Origin of the sequence: Shewanella sp. SG44-2 (assembly GCF_014164215.1) — a bacterium.
Taxonomy (GTDB): Bacteria; Pseudomonadota; Gammaproteobacteria; order Enterobacterales; family Shewanellaceae; genus Shewanella; species Shewanella frigidimarina.
Genome location: NZ_JACJEU010000002.1, coordinates 119,901 through 141,110 on the forward strand (window position 1 = coordinate 119,901; position 21,210 = coordinate 141,110).

A 21,210-nucleotide genomic window follows, 5' to 3' on the forward strand; every position below is an offset into this window, starting at 1 on the left:
CAACAGAATACTAACGCTTGCTTTGAGTTTTAACATTGCCGCTCCTTGATATATTAACAATCATGATGTTCATACTGAAAAACGTGTACAAAACATTAAGCCGTTTTGCTTAATTACCAATGCAATAAGCAAGTTAGATGCCAAGCAGTGTTAATGCAAATACAGTTCACGCATAAAATCGAAACTGTGAACTTGCTCCCAAGCTTTAATCATTTATCTTAGACAAATTGTCCCATGATCACTTTTCTGTGGTTCATAGTGACCAAGTGATGTGAATTCGATGATACAGTGGTGAAAAGCGCGACAAAATGTCCAAATAAGAGTCCATTTATGAGTCCAGATGAACATATCTCCCCAGTAAGCAAGACCACTATGTCGGTTCTTATCGTTGATGATGAGCCCGGTATGCGTAGTTTTTTGATGAAAGCCTTGGCAAAAAAGTTTGCCTTGGTAGAAACCGCCTCCACAATTGCCCAAGCAGAAGAATTACGCAGTCACGGCCATTTCGATTTGTTAATTGTTGATATTCGTTTGCCCGACCGTTCAGGTATTGAGTGGCATGAAGCGTTAGATGATCCCGAACGTCAATCTGATATCATTTTTATGACCGGTTATGCAGACATGGACGTGGCAATCAAAGCATTACGTGCAGGTGCCTCTGATTTCATCATGAAACCGTTTCACTTAGAGCAAATGATTACCGCCGTTGACCGCTGTATCGAAAAACGACTGCTAAAGCGTGAAAACTTTATGTTAAGGCGTGAACTGTCGCACGGACAGTCATCCACCATTATTGGCAACAGTGAAGCCATCCGTGATGTTAAAGAGGTCATTGAACGAATCGCACCGACTAACGCAGTTGTATTAATTGAGGGCGAATCAGGCACAGGTAAAGAGCTGGTGGCCAGACAATTACATCAACAGAGTGGCCGAAGTGGTGCGTTTGTACCAGTAAACTGTGGTGCCATCGCCCCTGAATTGTTAGCAAGTGAACTATTCGGCCATACAGCGGGCGCTTTTACCGGGGCTAAAGGTAATCGTGAAGGGCTATTTAGTTATGCCTCGGGCGGCACGATCTTTCTGGACGAAATTGGCGAAATGCCGATGAACATGCAAACCGCCTTACTCAGAGTGCTCGAACAACGTGCTATTCGTCCTGTAGGAAGCGAAAAAGAAATCGACATTAATGTGCGCGTTATCGCGGCCACTAATCGTTTATTAATTGATGAAGTTGAAGCGGGTCGTTTCAGACGTGATTTATTTTATCGTTTGAATGTATTGAACATTGTTATTCCATCTTTGCGCTCTCGGCCAGAAGATGTTGTTGAGCTTACCCATTATTTTACCTTGCAGTTGTCACAAGAGTTGGGCATTAAAGATGTTATTTGGAGCCACGAAGACCTACAAGTACTGCAACAGCATGATTGGCCCGGTAATATTCGTGAACTGCGTAATATGATTGAACGATGCATCCTATTAGGTAAACCGCCTGCGGAATATTGGAAGAAACCTGTGTCTGTTATGGTTAATGATGCGATGGGCTATCCGCTAAGTTGGCCATTAAAAGAAGTTGAAAAACAACATGTCACCAAAGTGGTCGATAGCCATAGTGGTAATAAATCTGCTGCAGCGCGAGATTTAGGTGTGTCACGAAAAACCTTAGATAGAAAATTTAAAGATTGGCTAACTCACGAAAAACAAGGTCTTGAGGAAGAATAAAAGTGGTGCATTCTACTGGTATTTTTACGCGAGTTTTTGGTATTAGTTGGCAGCAAATGCAGGCCAAAGTGCGTTATCGCATTTTGTTTTTGACATCATTACCTATTTTATTAACCTTAGTTAGCTTGGTGTTTATTACCATTTATTGGAATGTAATATACACAGGTAAACAATTGTTTATGAAGGTAAAGGCTGACTTGGTTGTCGCGAATAGTACTTTAGTGCAAGTGCAGGAACGCCAACAAGATAAGCTCGACTCGATAAGTGCATCATGGGATTTTCAACATGCATTTAGGCTAATAAAACACAGTGATCAACAACCAAATCCGAGTGCGATTAGTGCGTTAAATATGCTATTGGCGCAACAGCAAAAAGAATTAGGTTTAGACTTTTTACGTTTAATTAGTGTTGCCGATGCCGCTGGAGACCCTGATTTACGTTTGATGTTACATCAAACCAAACAGAAGGTTTTTTCGGGGTTAATGGTATTGCCAGCCAAACGCCTCGAAAGAATTAACTCAAGTTTAGCAAAACAAGCTCAAATTACATTGATCCCGACATTGCATGCGAAAAAACCTAAGCAAAGCATGGAAACCCGTGGCTTATTAAGCCGAACTCTATTGCCAATAGCCGACCAGTCGGGAAATGTATTTTGGTATTTAGATGGTGGGATGTTGTTTAATCACAATACTGACATAGTCGATAATATTCGTGACTTGGTGTATGGCAAAGGCACGTTGCCTGAACGTTCAATCGGTACTGTAACCCTTTTTCTGGATAATATTCGCATTAGTACCAATGTACCGATGGATCTATTTCCTAAAGACAACAATAAACCCAATAGAGCCTTGGGGACCTTAGTGTCTGATGAGGTTTATCAGCAAGTACTCATTGAAGGCCAAACGTGGATAAATCGCGCCTTTGTTCTTAATGATTGGTATATCTCGGGTTACCTTCCTTTACTCGATGTTCGTGGTAAAAGGATTGGGATGGTGTATGCCGGTTTTTCTGAGTCGCCTTTTTTACATAACTATTTACTCAATATTATCGAGCTCGGCACCATTTTAGTTTTCGTATTATTAATTTCAGGTTTTTTGGTTTATCGCGGCGCGAACAGTTTGCTACAACCTATTGAATATATTCACCAAGTTGTTACTGCGGTACAGTCTGGTCGAAATATCAGAATTGGTAAACTAGACATGAATGGTGATAACGAACTAGCACATTTAGCGGAGCAATTTGATCGAATGTTAGATCAGTTGCAGCGACGAAATGCTCAAATTCAAGCGGCAGCAGAGCAGCTAGAAATCAAAGTTGAACAACGAACCCGCAGCTTGCAAGATAAAACAGAAGAGCTCGAACGCAATGTGGCGTTGTTGCATGCCACCAGACAGCAATTAGTAACTAACGAAAAACTCACCGCACTAGGCGAACTGATTGCTGGTATTGCCCACGAAATTAATAATCCTACAGCCGTTATCTTGGGAAACATGGAGCTATTAAAATATGAACTCGGTGACAACGCTGCAATAGTCGAAGAAGAAATTGAATTGGTTATTCAACAAGTCGGTAGGATAACGACTATCATCCGTAGCCTGCTGCAATATAGCCGTCCTGGTGAGTTTAATGCGCCAATAACATTACAACCTGTGACGCCAATCGTTGAAGAAATGCTGTTATTAGCTCGTCACTCTATTGAGCAACAAGAAGTGAAGTTGATTAAGGAGTTTACGGCTACAGGTTCAGTAGAAGTCAATCGACCTCAGCTATTACAAGTTCTGATTAACTTAATGGTTAATGCTGCCCATGCGATTGAGAATAAAGGTCGAATTTGGCTACGAACTTACGACTGGCTAGAAGACGGAATCGCTATTGGGGTAAAAATTGAAGTTGAAGATGAAGGGATGGGGATTTCGAAACAAGATTTGAGTCGTATCTTTGATCCATTTTATACCACCCGTAAAGATGGTACTGGTTTAGGGTTATCTCTGAGTTATGGGATTATTAAACGACTTGGCGGTACGATTGAAGTGAATTCGACGGTAGGAAAAGGCACCATATTTACCATTGGGCTTTACCATAAAGCAAAAGATGATCAGCAGCTTGGGCCTTATGAAGGCTTACATTTTGGTGACAGAACACAGTAAAGCACGTGACTAAATAGGCAAGGAATAGACAAAAAATAGGCAAAAAAAAGCCGGGTGATTAACCCGGCCACAAAGAGTGTGTGAGCAATGTCGTGCTTGCGAACTCTGCAGACTAATTAAAGGTGATGAAGTCTCTATTTAGTAAACCGAGTTTTGGAACGCAAGTTAATAATAATCATTCTCATTTGTATTTGCAAGTGTTTATCATCATAAATTTCATTTTTATATTCAACTTATTAAAAATATTACATTAGCCATTGATTAATATAGTAAATATTCTTAGTCGATTGATTTTTTATCATTCTATTTAGATGAGTTTATTGAATAAAGCTATTTCATTTAGATTTAGGTGTTGTTTAGCATAGAGAGGAATGGGTTTGTGCTGGTTTACTACAGCTATTAGCCTTACTAAAGCTAGCGCGGGGATATATAGAGCGAAGTTTTGTTTAAACCCGTTTTAATTTACAGCTTCAATTTATATGAGTCCTAAAATGGAAATCTCATGCATTCAGGTTGGGCATCACAACGGTCGAAAACGCTGAATGAATAGAGCGTACCGTCGGCATGACTGATGAAGCCGACGGTACGCTTTTATTGATTAACCACTTTTACATCACCAATTATTTACATTAACCAATTACTTGCACTAACTCTTCTAAATCAAACGTTTACGCAATTAATAATGATGATGCTTATTTGGATGCTTGGATAATAACGTTGTCACTATCGCTGCCGCCATTAAGTAAAATTTTGTCTTGCAGGATTTTGAGTAACACACCATATGCGGGTAAAAACAAACCTAGGCTCACTATCAGCTTAAAAGCGTAGTCCACCGTGGCTATTTCTGGCCAGTGTGTTGCCATAAACGCATCGTTTGAGGCATAAAACGCTACACTGAAAAACACTAAAGTATCAACTAAGTTACCAATTAATGTTGATGCAGCAGGTGCAACCCACCAAGCTTTGGCCTGACGTAATTTTGCAAATACAGTGATATCCATGAGCTGACCAATTAAGTAAGCCACAAAGCTGGCAAAGGCGATGCGAAATACAAAACTATTCCACTCAGCTAAGGCGCTAAACGTTTGTAATTGACCTTGATGAAACAATACGCCGACTAAATACGACACTACAAGTGCAGGTATCATGGCTTTGAGGATAATGCCTCTAGCGGCTTGCTGACCAAACACTCTCACCGTTAAATCGGTAGCTAAGTAAACAAATGGAAAGCTAAAAGCACCCCAAGTGGTGTGGTAGCTAAACAGCTGAAATGGCAGTTGGACAAGGTAGTTGCTTGCGCAAATAATTAAGATATGAAAACTGACTAATAGCATCAGTGCTCGGCGATACTTCGCCTGGGTTAACGTCAACATATTGTGGCCTTTTTAATTGGGTTAGCGCGGGGTGAGGGAACCCGCTATTAGTTTGGTTAACAGTATTTACTGGTGTTAACGAGGCTATTTAGCCACAGTTAAACAGATAAGCTAATGTCTGTTATAGAGAATATTATTATTTTAGTTTATTGGCAGTGCTTGCTTTAAACACACCTGTTAGCAGGCCTATTTCAAGGCAATACCAAGGTATTGGCAAACACGGGGGCGGGATAATAGCATGTGTTTTGCACAAGCGAAAGATTCTGCTGAGGTTAACATTATTGGTGATGGTCAGTAGCGGAAGATTAAAAGTCGATCAAAATAGACAATACTGTAGCTAACTTATTTTCCAGTTCTTGCCATTCAGCCTCAGGATCTGAGCCCGCAACAATGCCTGCGCCAGCAAATAAATTGATTCTTCTAGGTTCTATCAGTGCACTTCTAATTGCGACAGAGAATTCTGATTCATGATGATTTAAATAACCACAAGCTCCAGCATACCAACCTCTAGCATAACCTTCTCGTTGGCGAATAAAGTTCAGTGCAGCATCGCGTGGTAACCCACCTACGGCGGGAGTTGGGTGCAGTGCACGTAATAATTCAAAATCACTAACACCTGGCTTTAACTGCGCTCGAATAGCGCGGTGCAAATGTTGAATATGATTAAGCTTAAATATTTTAGGTTGCTCATCAGCACCTACATATTGGCTTAACGGTGTGAGCACATCGACAATATGTTTTCTGACCAACTGATTTTCATGGCTATTTTTAATGTCATCTAATAATGCCTGCGCTAGTACATTATCTTCTTCTGGATTAAGCCCTCGGACAGTTGTTCCCGCTAATGCTTCGGTAAACAGTTCCTGTTGGCGGCGTAAATATAACCGTTCTGGTGAGCAAGAAATAAATGCGCGTTCAGGGCTAAATTGGAATCCAAATTGAAAACTATTCGGATTACGACCTTGCCAACATGCTAACACTGTCCAAGGGTCAATATTGTCATCTACATCTATTTGGCTGTGGCGTGACAATACGACTTTAGGTGTTGATTTGATAAAATTTGCTTGAGTGACTTGTTCTACTAATTCTTTCCAGCGTGCAAAATTAGGTAAATCACTCCGGCCCATTAAGTTGAGTTTATTCGGCGGCGACAAGGGACGCGGCTTTTGCACCATTGCGATAGCATTAAGAGCGGATTGTATTTCGTCTTCAGGCTCACCATTTTCAAAATTTAAATTCACCAATACTCTAACGTGATTACCGCTACGGCGTAATTCAATTCTGGGTAATATAAAGTGTGCACGGCCAAATTCAGGCCAACACTCTACGGTGCGATCAAACGCTAAACCGCCATAATAACGAATATCTTGATGATTGGTTTTATTGCGTTGCTGTTGATAAATTTGTGCTAGGGCATTGTCGTCAACTTGGTCGGCAAAATAAAACGTCTTGCACGAGCCGATGGCGGCGACATCTTCGTTTCTATCGCGGCCGTGCCAATAGATTTTTGGGTATAAGGTTTGAGCGCTTAACCAAGATATTAATGGCAGCGCAGGAGCCTCAACAGATAGCTGCACAATAGGGTCACCGATCGGCACATTGCGAAGTTGTTCGAGCTTAGTGATTAACTCGCTAAATTGTGGTGAAAAAAAGTGACCAGCCAATCTATACCTCTACCATAACAACATAAGAGTTAACGTTAATAAACCTATTAAATAGTGTCAATTGGCAAGATGAAAGCGTGTGATCTGAATTGCTAATATAGCTTATTCTTTACTGGTATCAGTATACGGAAATAATGATCCAATAAGCTGCTCCATATCATCAACAACAGTTTGATTGTTTATCATTGAGGTTTTCTACAGGAATAGTTGTGAACTGTAATGTGACCATACGGTAATATTCTCCTAAAAAGAGTAGGCGAACGGAATAAAGTAGTTCAAAATATAGCTTATATTATGTGAGCAAGATCCCGTTCTTAAATTTCTCTTTCGGAGTAATTGTTACAATGAATGATTCTGTTGAATCAAGCAATGTCATTAAAATCCCCACCGATAAACTTGCTTTAGGCATGTTTGTGACGGCAATAGATCATCAGCAAAGTAAGGTGGCTATTCGTAATCCCGGACAAATCAAACATCGTGATGCAATTTTAAAGTTGAAAAAAAACAACATTTTGCTTGTGTGGGTTGATATTGATCGTTCTTCAGATACTTGCGGGTTAAAAAAAGCGGGTAAATCGAGCTCTGTTAGCAGTTTATTGGTACGTAAAGCGACAGTCACTCGAGATAGTCAGCAAGCGCAGGCTAAAAAGCTACTTGCTGAAGCAAAAGGCTTAATTCAAAAAGTGATGTCTGAAACCTTCAGTGGTAAAGCCATCGAAGTCAATCAATTTGAAGATGTTGCCGACAAAATGATTGAGTCTGTTATGGACGATGCGGATGCATTTAAGTGTATTTCAGCACTGCGTACCAAAGATGCGTATTTACTCGAGCATTCTATTAATGTTGCCTTTTTATTGGTGACCTTTGGCAAACATCTTAAGCTTGATCGCGAACTGCTAAAGCAGATGGCGGTGGGTGGAATTTTACATGATATTGGCAAAATTCAAGTCGATAACGAAATATTGCACAAACCAGGTAAGTTAACCCCAGAAGAGTTTGAACACATGAAATTGCATCAAGTGTATGCAATTGAAATCATGAATGAAACAAAAGGCTTATCGCAAGTGAGTAAAGATGTGTGCTTAATGCATCATGAAAAACTCGATGGCCGTGGTTACCCTAATGGTTTAAAAGATGAACAAATTCCTCAACATGGGCGTATGAGCTGTATTGTTGATATTTTTGATGCATTAACTGCTTCGCGTTGTTACAAAGAAGCCATGAGCCCGGCAGCAGCTTTTAAAATTTTGATGAGCTTGACCCCATTTCATCTTGATCAGAAGCTCGTATACGAGTTCATTCGCTGTGTAGGCATCTATCCAGTTGGTTCATTGGTGCAATTATCGGATGAACGAGTGGGTATAGTATGGGACTCTAAAGGGCGTGATGCGTTGCATCCTGTCGTGAAGTGTTTTTATTCGATAAAGTATAAACGTTACACTGAAGTGACTATGGTTGACTTACTTAAATCGGAATTACATATTGAACGCGGTGTATCACCTGGATCGCTCGATGTAGATCCAAGCCAGTTTTACTAACCGGATATCATCATAAACGGTTTCACAACGACTAATGTTCGATAATATCTTGGTACAGTGGTGCTAATTCAGCCAGTAATGCATTGCGGGTTGCTAGCGGAATATGTTGTTGTTTAAGTGCTTCTATTAAATGACCCACAACGGCATCAAAGTCCGCTTGGCTAATGTGTAATCCAATATGTGCATTGTACATTGATGCACCTTGGTACACACATTCACCGCCACTAACGACACATAAATGCTCAATAAGCCGTTGGCGAAAAATTTGAATATCAGTTTGTTCAAAATGATGCAAAATGCGTTTATCTTGGGACAAATTAACTAGAAAGTCATCGGTAATCATACTGACGCCTTTATCCCCTCCAAGTTGCTGATATAGGGGGGGTGGTTGGCTTGCACAGGCAACAGACAGTAATAACAACGCGCCAAAAACGACTACATGATGTTTAACAATCTTAACCATTACAGCGTTCCCTCTACAGATAAATACCACCCCTGTTGTTGCTCAAATCCTGCAATGCTGCCTAAATCAACATAAGCGCCCACAACAGAAAGGTGTTTATTGACAAACCAAGCCATAAAAATATCCTGCCAATCATTTTCTTCTGCAAAACCAAGTTGATCAGGCTTTTGTTTGTATTCATAGCCCAGTGCAATATTATCGGTTAATAACACAGCAATAGAGGCTTCAGCTTGCAGTTGGTAATTGTTGTTTGTAGCAGTGCCAAAACCAAGCAAACCGATTTGATTAGCCTTGGTGGCTCTAAGGGTTAAGTTGGTCACCAGGTTGCGGCCCACAATAGCATCAAAATAGACTTTGCTGGCAGCTAAATAGATATCAACTCCCCAGTCATTCCTTGCCCCAACGGCTTGTGGTAACGCAAAATCGTCCACCCGTTTATATTGTAGCCCTAAGCTAATTTGTGGCATGGCGGTATATAACACTTCACCGACTAGTTTGTATTTTACGCCAACAATATCTTGGCCCAGTTTGCCGCCTAGAGTGTCTAGATCAAATGTTTGCTTAGCAATACTGAGTTCAAAGCGATTATCAATGCTTAAGGACGCACCAATAGAATGTAAGGTGAAATCGTCAACATAGACGGCAGTATTCATTGCAGTGAAAGACCATTGGTCTGAGCTTGCATAACCATTAATTACTGCCCACGGCACTATTCCCCCGCCAGCACTGCCCTCAATAGTTGTGGCGCCACCAGTAGCAATTACTTTACTTGTTTCAGCTTGAGCACACACGCTGATTAGGCTTAATAGCACCGCTAATATAATGCACATTGGTTGATACATTAGTGTGGCGTATCCTTACTGAGAGTCTGAATATTAGACTGATTAAATTGTTGGAACCACACAATAAAATCATCTGCTTTTAGCGGCTTAGAATACACATAACCTTGAATTATGTCGCAATTGAGTCCACGTAGAATATTGATCCCTTCTACGGATTCAACGCCTTCAGCCACGACGGATAAATTGAGCCCTTTAATTAATCGAATGCTGCTATCCACAATCATTAAATCAGTTGCATCGGTATGAATATCTTTGATAAAACTGCGATCAATCTTCACTTCATTAACGGGCAGTAACTTTAAGTAAGCTAATGAAGAGTGCCCAGTGCCAAAGTCGTCGATGGCAATGGCCAAGCCGATATTTCTAAACTGCTGTAAAACAGCAATCACCGTTTGTGCATCTTTCATCACAGCACCTTCGGTTACCTCTATCGACAAAGCATTAATCGGTAAATGATTGCTAATCAGCAACTGTTCAATGTCTAATGGCAGCTGAGGATTAGTGAGATCATGGGCAGATAAATTAATCGCCACCGTCAGCGAAATACCTTGCAGCTGCCATTGGGCTAGCTGCTTTATGGTGGTATTTAACACCCAGTCACTGATCATCGAGATATTACCTGAGTTTTCAGCTAAGCGAATAAATTCATCTGGCGGGATAAATCCCAATTCCGGGTGTTGCCAGCGGATTAGCGTTTCTGCACCATGGCAATGATTGCTCTGAATATTCACTTTAGGTTGAAACACCAAATGTAATTGCCCTTGTGCTAAGGCAATCGGTAAATCACGGATAATCATTAACTCACGTAAATAGCGTTCATCTTCGCCTTGTTGATAAGTGGCAATGCCTAATGATTCCACTCGGGCTTGATTTAATGCAATTTCAGCATGGCGAATTAAAGTATCAATATCATTACAGTCATAGTCACTGGATAAATCAACAATCCCTACCCGCACATTGACACTTATTTTTGAACCCTGAATAGAAAATGGGTTAGTTAATTGTCGTAGATAGTTATCAAGCTTTTCAAGCGGAATACTCGGTTGAAATAGCAACAAGAACGAGTCGCCATCCAAGCGCGATATTAATTGGGCCGTTGGGGATAAGCTTTCTAAACGGCTGGCAAACAACACCAATAAATCGTCGGCATTGGCAAATCCAATGATGTTATTTAAATGGCGAAAGTTTTTAATATCTATCATTACTAAGCTGCCATGCATTTTACTGAGCAGCAGGCTGAGTTGTTGTTTAGCAGCCAAGCGATTATATAAACCCGTGAGGTTATCGTGTTGTGATTGATAAACTAAATCGTTTTCGCGCGATTCAATATTTTCACGCATTATCGATAAGGTGTTGGCTAATACTTGTAACTCAGCAGGTGCGCCTTTAATTGGCGGAGGGTTTTCACCTTGGCCGACTTTGCGTGCAAAATTAACTAATGCATAAATGGGTTTCGTTAAGCCGCCAGAAAACCAAGCGGCAATCATAAATGCCAGTAAACACGTTATCGCGAATATAATTAACATGTTATTGCGCAGGGCATCGTAATTTTGCTGCCACTTAACATTTGATTGATGCAGTACCGCCCACTGATGACCACTATTTTTATCTAACGCAATGGTGGTAGATAAGTAGTTTGATGGTATGTCATCACTGACCTTATCCACTGTTTTTGCGAGTAGGTTAATACGCGCTAACACATCTTGTTGTTGAGCTTGGGCTAGGGTCGAGACAATTTCTATTCTGCCAGCGGACTGGTTGATAAAACTGATATCAATTCCGGTAATGGTTTTGGCTTGGTCTGCAACATTCTTGTCCATAGTGAAGCCCATGCCGACCCAAGCTATTAATGTTGGCGCCTTGACGGGTTGCAACACAAATTGGTAACTACTGTGGTCATAATTAAAAATTTCAAACGTGGTTGAGCGGTTTTTGGTTAATGCAAATAACTCATCAATATTGGCTGCAGTGAGACCTTGTAAGCTTGAAGAAAGTAATTTCCCCTGCGGAGATAATAAAATAGCAGCGTCAGCATTAATGCGCCTGCCATGGTTGGCTAACACTGACGATATTGTATCTTGCTCGCCAGTGGCCACAGCGCGTTTAAAACCAAAGTCAGCACTGAGTAACGACAAACTTTGATTAAGCTGATCGCTTCGATTCGACAACATTTCGACAAAAATATTGGAGCCAATATTAAGATTTTGAGTTTGTTGTTGGCGAAAATCTCGCTGAGTTGCGCTTAATACAAACAACGCAGTAGTTAACTGCATTAAGGTTAATATTAATAGAAAAGCTATTATCAGTCGGTTGCGAAAACTAGTTGGCATGTTATCCCGTGGTATCGCTTGCTTGAAGGTAACTACCAAAGCCGCTAGGTGGTGCCGATGGTTTTTCTTGGTGTTCAACATCAATACTCAGCGTTAGTTGATTATGGTCATTGCTTACTATGACCAAAGATGATGGTGTTGCAGTGATCTGCCAAGGATGCCAAATGTTGACTTGGTATTCGCCTGCAGGTAAATCTGTTAATTGGATTTTACCTTGTGCATCACTCACCGAAAAGTAAGGACTGCTGGCCACATAAATAAAGGCCTGCATGTAATCATGAATATTGCAGCCTATGGCAACTAAACCTGGTTTATCAAAAGTAATCGGGTCTTCAGTTGTGCCTACATACAATTTTAACTCAAATTGTTTGGCTTCAGAAAAAGAATAAACATGGTGCCGAGTACGATCTAAATTAGGAAAATCAACGTTGGCACCTTGTGGTACAGCCAATACAAAAGGTGAGAAAACTCGATTTTGTTGGCGCATTTGGTAATGTGCCAAGGTCGATGGCGTTGTATTAGATGGTGACGTAGAAATTAACTCTACCACGCTATCGCTGAGCATCACGCCTTGCGCATCGGTAACATCAACCGTTAACGTCGCCGCTGTAACTGCCGCTGAAAAAAAATACGTTAAACACAGCAAGCATGTCGTAAATGGATTTATTGGCATGTATTGGCCTCATTATTAAGAGTGTAGCAAGAGTGCCGCGTTGTGGTTAATTATCTACGTAATATGGCATCATAACCTACAAGGATCAAAATACAGCATCATCACAACGTAATGCGACTATTTGTTTCGGTATACATCAGCAAACGAGGTGTTCATGAAAGTGTATTTATCTATCAGTTTAGTACTGATATCGTTAATCCTGCTTATTCCCGGGGTGACAAAACCAATGTTAACGATAACGGGTACCATTGAAAAGTCGCAGTTAGTGGATACAGGTAAGGATATGTTAATCCAAGATTTAACGGAAGACTCTCGTGCTAATACCCGTGGAATATTGGATATTGCCGCCAGTATGTTAGGTCTGGATACGCTAGACGGTGAAGTAGAGGTTTTTCGTAATAGCCGCAGTATCATCGACACCATTGCAGCACTATATCAGTCACATCATTTTGTCGTGGCCATGTTGATCGGGTTATTCAGTATTGTGATCCCTGCTGTTAAGTTAATCACCATGCTCATATTACTGCTGCCAGTGACGCCCTTAATTAAGCAAAGATTGAGCAAAATGATCAGTGTTATCGGTAAATGGTCTATGGCCGATGTTTTTGTGGTCGCAATTATTGTGACCTACATGGCAGGTAATGCGTCAGCTGGAATGGGCGACATGCTTAAGACTCAATCCCAGTTTGAAATCGGTTTCTATTATTTTTTAGGCTACTGTATTTTTTCAATCGCCAGCCAGATGATGATCGATATGACACAAACGCAAAAGTCGCAGAATGCCTCTCGCTAATATAGACAGCCGAGGCCGCTAGACTTGTGAGCTGACAACATTGAGATTCAACGTTAATGTAAAAAGGGCCTAAATCAGCTTATTATTTTGATGAGCCATCGAAGTCACGATATTTCGCGACTTATATTTTGCAATGGTTATAATGAGTCTATGCACTAGTAACGTTAAGATTGACCATGACTGACTCTACAACCACTAAATATATTGGCACCGATCATTTTCTGCCTGAAAATACTTTGTTGCTTAATGCCATGACAGAAGGCGTGTATGGTTTTGATTTAGCGGGTAATGCGGTGTTCATTAACCCCGCAGCAGAACAAATGACTGGCTGGAAAAGTGCTGAATTAATTGGCAGAAATATTCACGACTGCCATCATCATAGTCATGCCGATGGTAGCCATTATCCTCAACATGACTGTCCCATTTATCGCACCTTACATGATGCTATTCCTCGGCAAGTGAACGAAGATGTATTTTGGCGTAAAGATGGCAGCAGCTTTCCGGTGTATTACAGCTCAACCCCTGTATATGATCAGCAACAACTTGTCGGTGTTATCGCGATATTTCGTGATGTAAGTATGCAAAAACATACCGAGCAATCGTTAAGACAAGCATTAGCACAAGTGCAGGCCTTGTCAGAACGGTTAGCATCAGAAAATCAATACTTACTCACTGAGCTACAAGGCCAACAAGGCGCGTCGGGAATATCGGGTAACAGCCAACCTATCAATCAACTCATTCAGCAGATCCATTTGGTCGCTAATACCGACAGTACGGTGTTAATTTGCGGTGAAAACGGCACCGGCAAAGAGTTAGTTGCGCGTAACTTACACAGGCTAAGTCATCGTAAAGACCAGCCGATGGTGAGTGTTAACTGCGCCGCATTTTCGACCGCATTGTTAGAAAGTGAGCTGTTTGGTCATGAAAAAGGCGCATTTACTGGTGCTACAGCACGTCGCAAAGGCCGGTTTGAATTAGCCAATAATGGCACCTTATTTTTAGATGAAATTGCTGAACTGAGTTTATCGGCACAATCTAAATTGTTACGGGTAATTCAAGAGCAAAGCTTCGAGCGCGTTGGCAGTAGTGAAACCATTAAGGTCAATATTCGCTTAGTGGCTGCCACCCATCACGATTTAGCCGCGCGAGTAGAGCAAGGCTTGTTTCGCATGGACTTATATTATCGCTTGAATGTGTTTCCAATAACGGTGCCGCCGTTACGAGAGCGCCGCGAAGATATTCCGCAATTAGTCAGTGATTTAGTCGCATCGCTGAGTAAAAAGCTTGGTAAAAAAATCACTAAAGTGAGTGCTAAAGGGTTGAAGAACTTACAGCAATACTCCTGGCCCGGTAACGTACGTGAGCTACAAAACCTGATTGAGCGAGAAATGATTTTATCGCAAAGCGGTCATTTGCTGTTTAATACTTTACCTGTAGCGGTTACAACTCCGTTAGCTACCAGCACGTTAACCATGGCACAAGCCGAAGCTGCGCATATTATTGCGATATTAAATGCTAGCCACTGGCGTATTTCTGGTCCGTCTGGTGCTGCTGCGATGTTAGATATGCCTGCGAGTACCTTACGATCTAGGATGAAAAAGTTAGCTATTAGTCGCTAATTTTTTATCATGTATTTTATTAAGTCACGATATATCGCGTAAAAATCGATATGTCGTGACTTTGTTTTATAATCTACTGGTTTTAATTGTTTAAAATCAGTAGATTATATTTATATTTGAGTTGGCTTAGTCTTTGCTACAGCAGGGCAATATTGTGTTATAGGAATACATTCATGCCTAAGTCATCATCTCAAACTCCATCAGCGACATCGTCAGTTGATAAAGCTGCCGTTTCACAACGGATTCCAGTGGTGCAAATTGCTACGCCGTCGACAAAAATTCATGTTCGTGAACAGAAAGGCGTATTTCAACGGCTGCGTCAGCACAGTAATACTTTACTGATTGCGATTTTTTTCCTGATCCCATTTATCAATTATCAAGGCCGACAAGCCATTCTGTTTGATGTAACCGAACAGCAATTCTTTTTCTTCAATATCACTTTGTGGCCACAAGACTTTACCGTATTAGCGTGGTTTTTTATGGCCGCGGCTTTTGCATTATTTTTTGTCACCGTTTATTGGGGCCGAGTTTGGTGTGGCTTTTTGTGTCCGCAAACCGCATGGACCTTTATATATATGTGGGTTGAAGCCAAGGTAGAGGGCAATCATCATCATCGAGCGGCATTAGACAAAGCGCCATGGTCACTGAGTAAAGTGCGTAAACGAGTGACGAAGCATGCGGTGTGGATAGTGTTTGCCTTGCTAACCGGCTGCGGGTTTATTGGTTATTTTATGCCTGCACGCGAGTTATATGTTGATATTTTTAGCATGAGTAGTGGTTTTTGGACTGGCACCTGGGTGTGGTTTTTTGCCATATGCACTTATTTAAATGCCGGCTGGATGCGTGAAATGATGTGTTTGCATTGTTGTCCTTACTCGCGTTTTCAAGCGGTGATGTTTGACGCCAATACTAAAACAGTGAGCTATGATGCTGAGCGAGGAGAATCTCGTGGGCCACGTAAGCGCTCACAAAAAACGGAGTTAGGTGACTGTGTAGACTGTAATTTGTGTGTTGACGTTTGCCCCACTGGGATTGATATTCGTAACGGTTTGCAATACGAATGTATTAACTGCGGTGCCTGTGTTGATGCATGTAATCAAACCATGGAAAAATTTGGCTATGCACCCAATTTAATCAGCTTTACCAGCGAAAATGCCTTAAAAGGACAACCAAAAGCCAGCCTGTTGTCGCTAAAATCGCTTGGTTACGCCAGTGCATTACTGATCATGATTGTGCTGATTATTAGCGATTTAAGCCACTTAAGTCATATACAGCTCAATGTGATCCGCGACCGCCAAACCTTGTATCGTCAAGTGGGCATCGATCAGGTTGAAAACAGTTATCAACTTAAAATTCGCAATAAAACTCAGCAAATGGCTTTTTATCAAATCAGTATCAGCAATGACGATCCCCAAAAGCAAACATTGCAAATAGTCACCGACAGCTTGATTGCGATAAAACCTGCAGAACAACTGGATTATCCGTTGACCCTCAGTGGCCGCCTGAGTAACCGCACGAGTGATAGCACCCAACAAACAGTGCAATTTAAGGTGACCCAAATTCAAAGTTTGGAAAATCCAACGCCAACGGAACCTGCTAATGAGATCTCGCAAACATCACGCTTCTTTTGGCCATAATCTCAGTATCTCAGTATGGCGGCATAAACGCGTGTCGGCATTATTGGATGCTACGCAGCAAAATGGTTAAGTAACAAAAAGGCTTGTCGCATTATTAATGGGACAAGCCTTTTTTGCTAAACGTTCGCAGTGTAATCGCGATAAGCCATTAACGCTGATGTAACGCGTAGTCGCTACCATCCTTAGCAGTAAACACTTTACAGTTGCCTTCAGTTGGCTGACAGCCTGTGTGGATTAAGCTAATCCATTGCTTGTATGGCGTCGGCAAATTCTTGATTGGAATCGCAACCTGAATGTCTTCAATATTAGCCTGGTCTGTGGTGCCCATTTGTCCTTGGCGGTCGAAACAAATCTCAACATGGGTATCATTATTCTTTAATACAACAGACGTTGGTTCACTTTTGTGACCAGTCAGTGCCACAAATTGACATGGATTTTGTAAACCACACTGAGAGCCGTCTTTTAAAAATGCCAATAAGTGAGTGTAGTAAACTACATAGCTGCTGACATCTTGGTGCGAGCCTTCAGTTAATGGAAATTGTGCATCCAAAAAGTCTTTGGCGTTTGTGGTGCGATCCTGTTGATTCGTCGTTGCCACAAATTGCTCACCAATGAAGCGGTTAAGGTTTTGGGTGGCTGTTGCGCTTGCTTGAGTAGACATATTCATCGCCTTATTCCTCTTCGTATTGTTGTAGGTCACAAAACCTTTTTCAGTATTGTTTATCATTAAGCCTTGTTCGCAGCTTGATTTTTAGTCTATGCTATTTTTACAAACAATTTCACAATAAAAATTTTACAGTGTGAATTATACAAAATGAGAAATGAAAAAAGCTTAATGCGAAAGACCCATTTTTTGGGCACAAAGATAAGAAACTTGCGTAAACGCAATAACTTAACCATGGAAGACTTGTCTGCTCGTTGTGTGCGTGTTGACTCAGGTAACTCGCCGTCAGTGTCATACTTGTCAATGATCGAGCGCGGAAAACGTGTTCCAAGCGCTGATATGTTGGCGGTAATTGCGGTGGTTTTTCAAAAAGAAGTGGAATGGTTTCTTGATGATGTGCCAGAAGATGAAGCGATTACGCCTGAAAAAGGCAATAAAGGCGGCATAAGTGGTATGCCGCTAGAGCCGAGTTTTTTGTTCTCCAATGACATTTTGCAAATTGCCATCCCTGAAATGTTGTCGCAAACCGGCACCAGTGGCCGCCAATTTGCTCATTTACTGATCCGCGCCCACCAAGAGCATCATCAAAACCATTTTCCTGATTTAGAGCGTGCGGCCGAAGAAGTTGGCTTAAAGCGTATGCCGCTTGCCACCGAAGATATCATCGATATTGCCAAAGGCATGGGTTTAAAAATTAAATGGATCGACCGTGCGCCTAAAGAAGTTATCAACGAAATGGGCTTGAGTTCTAAGCAGTTGGTTACTTCATTTTTTGAGCCCCCGGGAACCATTTATATCAGTAATATTCTGAAAAATAGACCCAGTCGGTTGAGATACGATTTGGCCGTGCACATAGGTCATTGCGTGTTGCACAATAAAGACGGCTTAAAAAGTGTGATGATGTCTGGTCGCCGTGATGACTTTGATGATGCGCTGGTTCCTCAGTCAAACACCTTGAATGCACAAGATATTTTGCATGCATGGCGTGACTTTGAATCAAGCTTTTTTGCGGGTGCGTTGTTGTGTCCTAAAGTGCCATATCGGCAATTACTTGACCGACATGGCTATGAGATTAGCGTGCATAAACAACTGCAGGTGTCAGCGTCTGTTGCCATGCGCCGCATGACGGTAGTGTCGCCTTATCCGCACTGGCATTATTTTGATGCCTACGCACCGGGTAAGCTAAAAGCGGTTTATCGTGGTAATGGCATTCCTTTGCCTTGGGGTAACATGCGCCTGGTAGAAGATCCTTGTCAGCACTGGGCTGTGTTTAGAATGATCAATGAGCCAGTCGCAGGCACGTCTGCGCAAATATCGATTTTAAATGTCGGTAATGAACCGCGCATTTATTGCTGTGAATCGATTAAGGTTGATGACTCGGCAGGTAATCCGCATGTGTTATGTGCGGGTATTGATTTAAACCCGGCGATTGAAGCGCAAGGCAAAGATGCGCAGTCGATTGCACATGAATTAAAACAAGCTTGCTCAACGGGCGGCGGTTCAATCATTATCCCCAAACATATCCAAAAAGATCTCATCAGTGTGGCGAAAATCCTTAATATTAACTGGATTGAACGTGGGATTAAAAAAGATGCACAACTAATTTGTTCGCGTGGAGCTGTGTGCCCACGTCAACCAAGCTGTTATGCCGCAGGGCGTAATTTATGCGAGGGAGATCAAGGCTAAGTTGACCTTTGTTGATGCCGCATCTGCATAAGTTGATGCGGCTAAACAGGCATTATTAAACGGCACCTCAGTCCTGTTAAAGAGGAAACCGCACCGTAATGCAAAGCCCGCAGTTATTGACGGCATCGGTTGGCGCTAAGCTAATTTTTGCATCCATTTGCTGCACAATACTCGCCACAATCGCTAATCCCAACCCTGAGCCATATTCGTTACTGCCCAATACTCGATAAAAGGGTTCAAACACTTTTAGAGCTTCATCTGTGGCGATACCAGGACCAGTGTCTTTGATGGTCATCTCAATGTATTGATCTGTTTTAGTAATGCTTAAATCAATTTTACCGCCATTTGGGGTGTAGCGAATCGCATTGTCGATAAGGTTGTGAATTAAGGTTTTTAAACGGACTGGATTAGCATTGAGTTCGGCGTCGTTATCTTGGCTAAAGCCCAAATCAATCTCTTTCGCTTCTGCAAGTGGGTACAGATCTTCAATCACCTCAACGAACACCATTTTTAACGATATTTTTTGAGGTTGTTGGACGCTGTTATCTTGTTGACGCGCCATCGACAATAGTTGTTCTAGTAGATGAATACTGCGACCTATTCCAGCTTGTAGTGCATTAAGCTTCTGGCGCGCATCGTCCGTTAACTCTGTCTGCTGAAGACGTTGTGCCTGTAACGACAGTGCAGTTATGGGCGATCTTAATTCATGAGCAGCATCGGCAATAAAGCGCTTTTGGCTAGCAATAACCTGGCTATTTTTGCTGAGTAAACGATTAATTGCCTCAACAAAGGGCACTATTTCACTCGGTAATTGAGTGGTGGGAATTAGCTGTAGGTCGTGCTCAGTTTGACGGTCAACTTCGTGGGCTAAAATACTAATCGGGCCAAGAATTTTGCCTAAAATATACCCCAGTAATAACAGTAAAATTGGAATTAATACTAACAATGGCATCAGAGTGTGCAGCGCGGTTTCAAACGCAATATCGTCACGAATAGCAGTATCTTGGGCTATAGCGATACGTTGAGTGGATGACAAGGTGCGTACAAACACTCGCCAAGATTGGGTGGCTAAATTAACCGTATGAAATCCATCGGTTAAATTGCTCGGCAAGGCTAGGGTATTTTGGGCTAAGGCATTGCTTGCTGAGTTACTACCCAATAACTGCACTGAAACCTGAAACTCCAACGGATCTTGGCTTAACGGGGTGAGTGTTCCGTCGTTTAGCGTAAGCGAGTAATGGTCAAACAGCACGGCCATTTGTTGCAATACATCATCTTGGAGCTCATGGGCTTCTTCAAAGGCACTGCTAAAGGTAAAGCTGGCTGCTATTATCGCAACAGACAAAATGGCTGCTGAAATCCAATAAGATAAGCGTGTTTTTAACGAATTACTGGGGCGTTTTTTGACACCATCCATCCTACACCTCTGACATTTTTAATGGTTTCTGTACCCAATTTTTTACGCAAACAATGAATTAAAAACTCTACAGCATTACTTTCTACCTCTTCACCCCAGCCATAAATTCGTTCTTCTAAATCACTTTTTGAATGAATCGAACCGGGTCGAATAAGCAATGTTTGCAGTAGGGCGAACTCGCGGTTAGACAGTAAAATATTATCTTGAGTGAGGGTTTTGGCTTCATGTGTGGCTGGATTTAGCCAAACAATATTATTGGTTAACTCTGATGTATGTTGGTTGGCATTGCGCCTTGTTACTGCACGAATGCGTGCTAGTAGTTCGGTTATATCGAAGGGCTTAACGAGATAATCATCGGCACCTAAATCGAGCCCTTTGACTCGGTCTTCTAGGCTGTCTCTGGCGGTAATAATGATCACCGCAAGTGCGGGATGCTGAGCTCGAATATATTGCATTACTTGCAAACCATCCAGTTTCGGTAAGCCAAGGTCGAGCAACACCACATCGTATTGCTGGCAACGTAAACTGTGTAAGGCCGCTTCACCATCGCATACCCAATCAACCGCATAGGCGACATCTTTTAAGGCGCTTTGCATGGCATCGCCAATCATTTTATCGTCTTCTACTAATAAAATACGCATAGCA

At 41.8% G+C, this 21,210-nt stretch carries 16 protein-coding genes; 7 read left to right on the forward strand and 9 right to left on the reverse strand.

All coding sequences use genetic code 11. The features are described from left to right. The first annotated feature begins 330 nt into the window (after nt 1-330). Nucleotides 331-1,719 (forward strand): sigma-54 dependent transcriptional regulator, encoded by a 1,389-nt coding sequence (locus H5181_RS02060; protein WP_011639325.1) that lies wholly within the window; start codon nt 331-333, stop codon nt 1,717-1,719. 56 nt (nt 1,720-1,775) lie between these two features. Beyond that, nucleotides 1,776-3,866, forward strand: coding sequence for a HAMP domain-containing sensor histidine kinase (locus H5181_RS02065; RefSeq protein WP_182750162.1), 2,091 nt, complete (start codon nt 1,776-1,778; stop codon nt 3,864-3,866). A 692-nt stretch (nt 3,867-4,558) separates the two neighbouring features. On the opposite strand, the gene H5181_RS02070 is transcribed toward H5181_RS02065, so the two are convergent. Next, complete coding sequence (locus tag H5181_RS02070) at nt 4,559-5,239, reverse strand: 7-cyano-7-deazaguanine/7-aminomethyl-7-deazaguanine transporter (protein ID WP_123882457.1); 681 nt, start codon at nt 5,237-5,239, stop codon at nt 4,559-4,561. Nucleotides 5,240-5,544: 305 nt separating this feature from the next. Continuing rightward, nucleotides 5,545-6,903, reverse strand: a complete 1,359-nt coding sequence (locus H5181_RS02075; RefSeq protein ID WP_123882460.1) for an isochorismate synthase MenF — start codon at nt 6,901-6,903, stop codon at nt 5,545-5,547. Nucleotides 6,904-7,247: 344 nt separating this feature from the next. Between H5181_RS02075 and H5181_RS02080 the strand changes: the two genes are divergently transcribed. Continuing rightward, nucleotides 7,248-8,441 (forward strand): HD-GYP domain-containing protein, encoded by a 1,194-nt coding sequence (locus H5181_RS02080; protein ID WP_011639321.1) that lies wholly within the window; start codon nt 7,248-7,250, stop codon nt 8,439-8,441. Nucleotides 8,442-8,472: 31 nt separating this feature from the next. On the opposite strand, the gene H5181_RS02085 is transcribed toward H5181_RS02080, so the two are convergent. From H5181_RS02085 to H5181_RS02100, 4 genes are read right to left on the reverse strand one after another with little or no spacing between them, the layout of a single operon-like run. Next, the gene (locus H5181_RS02085) at nt 8,473-8,904 is read right to left on the reverse strand and encodes a group 1 truncated hemoglobin (RefSeq protein WP_182750080.1); all 432 of its coding nucleotides are present in this window, start codon (nt 8,902-8,904) and stop codon (nt 8,473-8,475) included. Further along, complete coding sequence (locus H5181_RS02090; protein WP_182750081.1) at nt 8,904-9,746, reverse strand: DUF3034 family protein; 843 nt, start codon at nt 9,744-9,746, stop codon at nt 8,904-8,906. The genes H5181_RS02085 and H5181_RS02090 overlap by 1 nt, the downstream gene beginning before the upstream one ends. Further along, nucleotides 9,746-12,076, reverse strand: a complete 2,331-nt coding sequence (locus tag H5181_RS02095) for a bifunctional diguanylate cyclase/phosphodiesterase (RefSeq protein WP_123778153.1) — start codon at nt 12,074-12,076, stop codon at nt 9,746-9,748. The genes H5181_RS02090 and H5181_RS02095 overlap by 1 nt, the downstream gene beginning before the upstream one ends. A 1-nt stretch (nt 12,077) precedes the next feature. After that, a complete protein-coding gene (locus tag H5181_RS02100; RefSeq protein WP_011639317.1) occupies nt 12,078-12,749 on the reverse strand; it encodes a methylamine utilization protein in 672 nt (223 codons plus the stop codon). Between the two features lie 154 nt (nt 12,750-12,903). Between H5181_RS02100 and H5181_RS02105 the strand changes: the two genes are divergently transcribed. The 3 genes from H5181_RS02105 (at nt 12,904) to ccoG (ending at nt 16,798) form a co-directional block, all read left to right on the forward strand. After that, a complete protein-coding gene (locus H5181_RS02105; RefSeq protein WP_182750082.1) occupies nt 12,904-13,542 on the forward strand; it encodes a paraquat-inducible protein A in 639 nt (212 codons plus the stop codon). A gap of 176 nt (nt 13,543-13,718) precedes the next feature. Beyond that, the gene (locus H5181_RS02110) at nt 13,719-15,161 is read left to right on the forward strand and encodes a sigma-54-dependent Fis family transcriptional regulator (protein ID WP_011639315.1); all 1,443 of its coding nucleotides are present in this window, start codon (nt 13,719-13,721) and stop codon (nt 15,159-15,161) included. Nucleotides 15,162-15,334: 173 nt separating this feature from the next. Continuing rightward, entirely contained in the window at nt 15,335-16,798 is a 1,464-nt protein-coding gene (ccoG, locus tag H5181_RS02115) for a cytochrome c oxidase accessory protein CcoG (protein WP_182750083.1), read from the forward strand. Between the two features lie 148 nt (nt 16,799-16,946). Here ccoG and H5181_RS02120 read toward each other — a convergent pair whose 3' ends face one another. Beyond that, on the reverse strand, nt 16,947-17,459 hold the full coding sequence (locus H5181_RS02120) for a hypothetical protein (RefSeq protein ID WP_049763561.1): 513 nt from the start codon (nt 17,457-17,459) through the stop codon (nt 16,947-16,949). A 153-nt stretch (nt 17,460-17,612) separates the two neighbouring features. Between H5181_RS02120 and H5181_RS02125 the strand changes: the two genes are divergently transcribed. Further along, nucleotides 17,613-19,148 (forward strand): DUF3612 domain-containing protein, encoded by a 1,536-nt coding sequence (locus tag H5181_RS02125; RefSeq protein WP_182750084.1) that lies wholly within the window; start codon nt 17,613-17,615, stop codon nt 19,146-19,148. Nucleotides 19,149-19,224: 76 nt separating this feature from the next. Here H5181_RS02125 and H5181_RS02130 read toward each other — a convergent pair whose 3' ends face one another. After that, a complete protein-coding gene (locus tag H5181_RS02130) occupies nt 19,225-20,565 on the reverse strand; it encodes a HAMP domain-containing sensor histidine kinase (protein WP_182750085.1) in 1,341 nt (446 codons plus the stop codon). Then, nucleotides 20,529-21,206 (reverse strand): response regulator transcription factor, encoded by a 678-nt coding sequence (locus H5181_RS02135; RefSeq protein ID WP_182750086.1) that lies wholly within the window; start codon nt 21,204-21,206, stop codon nt 20,529-20,531. Before H5181_RS02135 ends, H5181_RS02130 begins: the two co-directional genes overlap by 37 nt. Nucleotides 21,207-21,210: the final 4 nt, after the last annotated feature.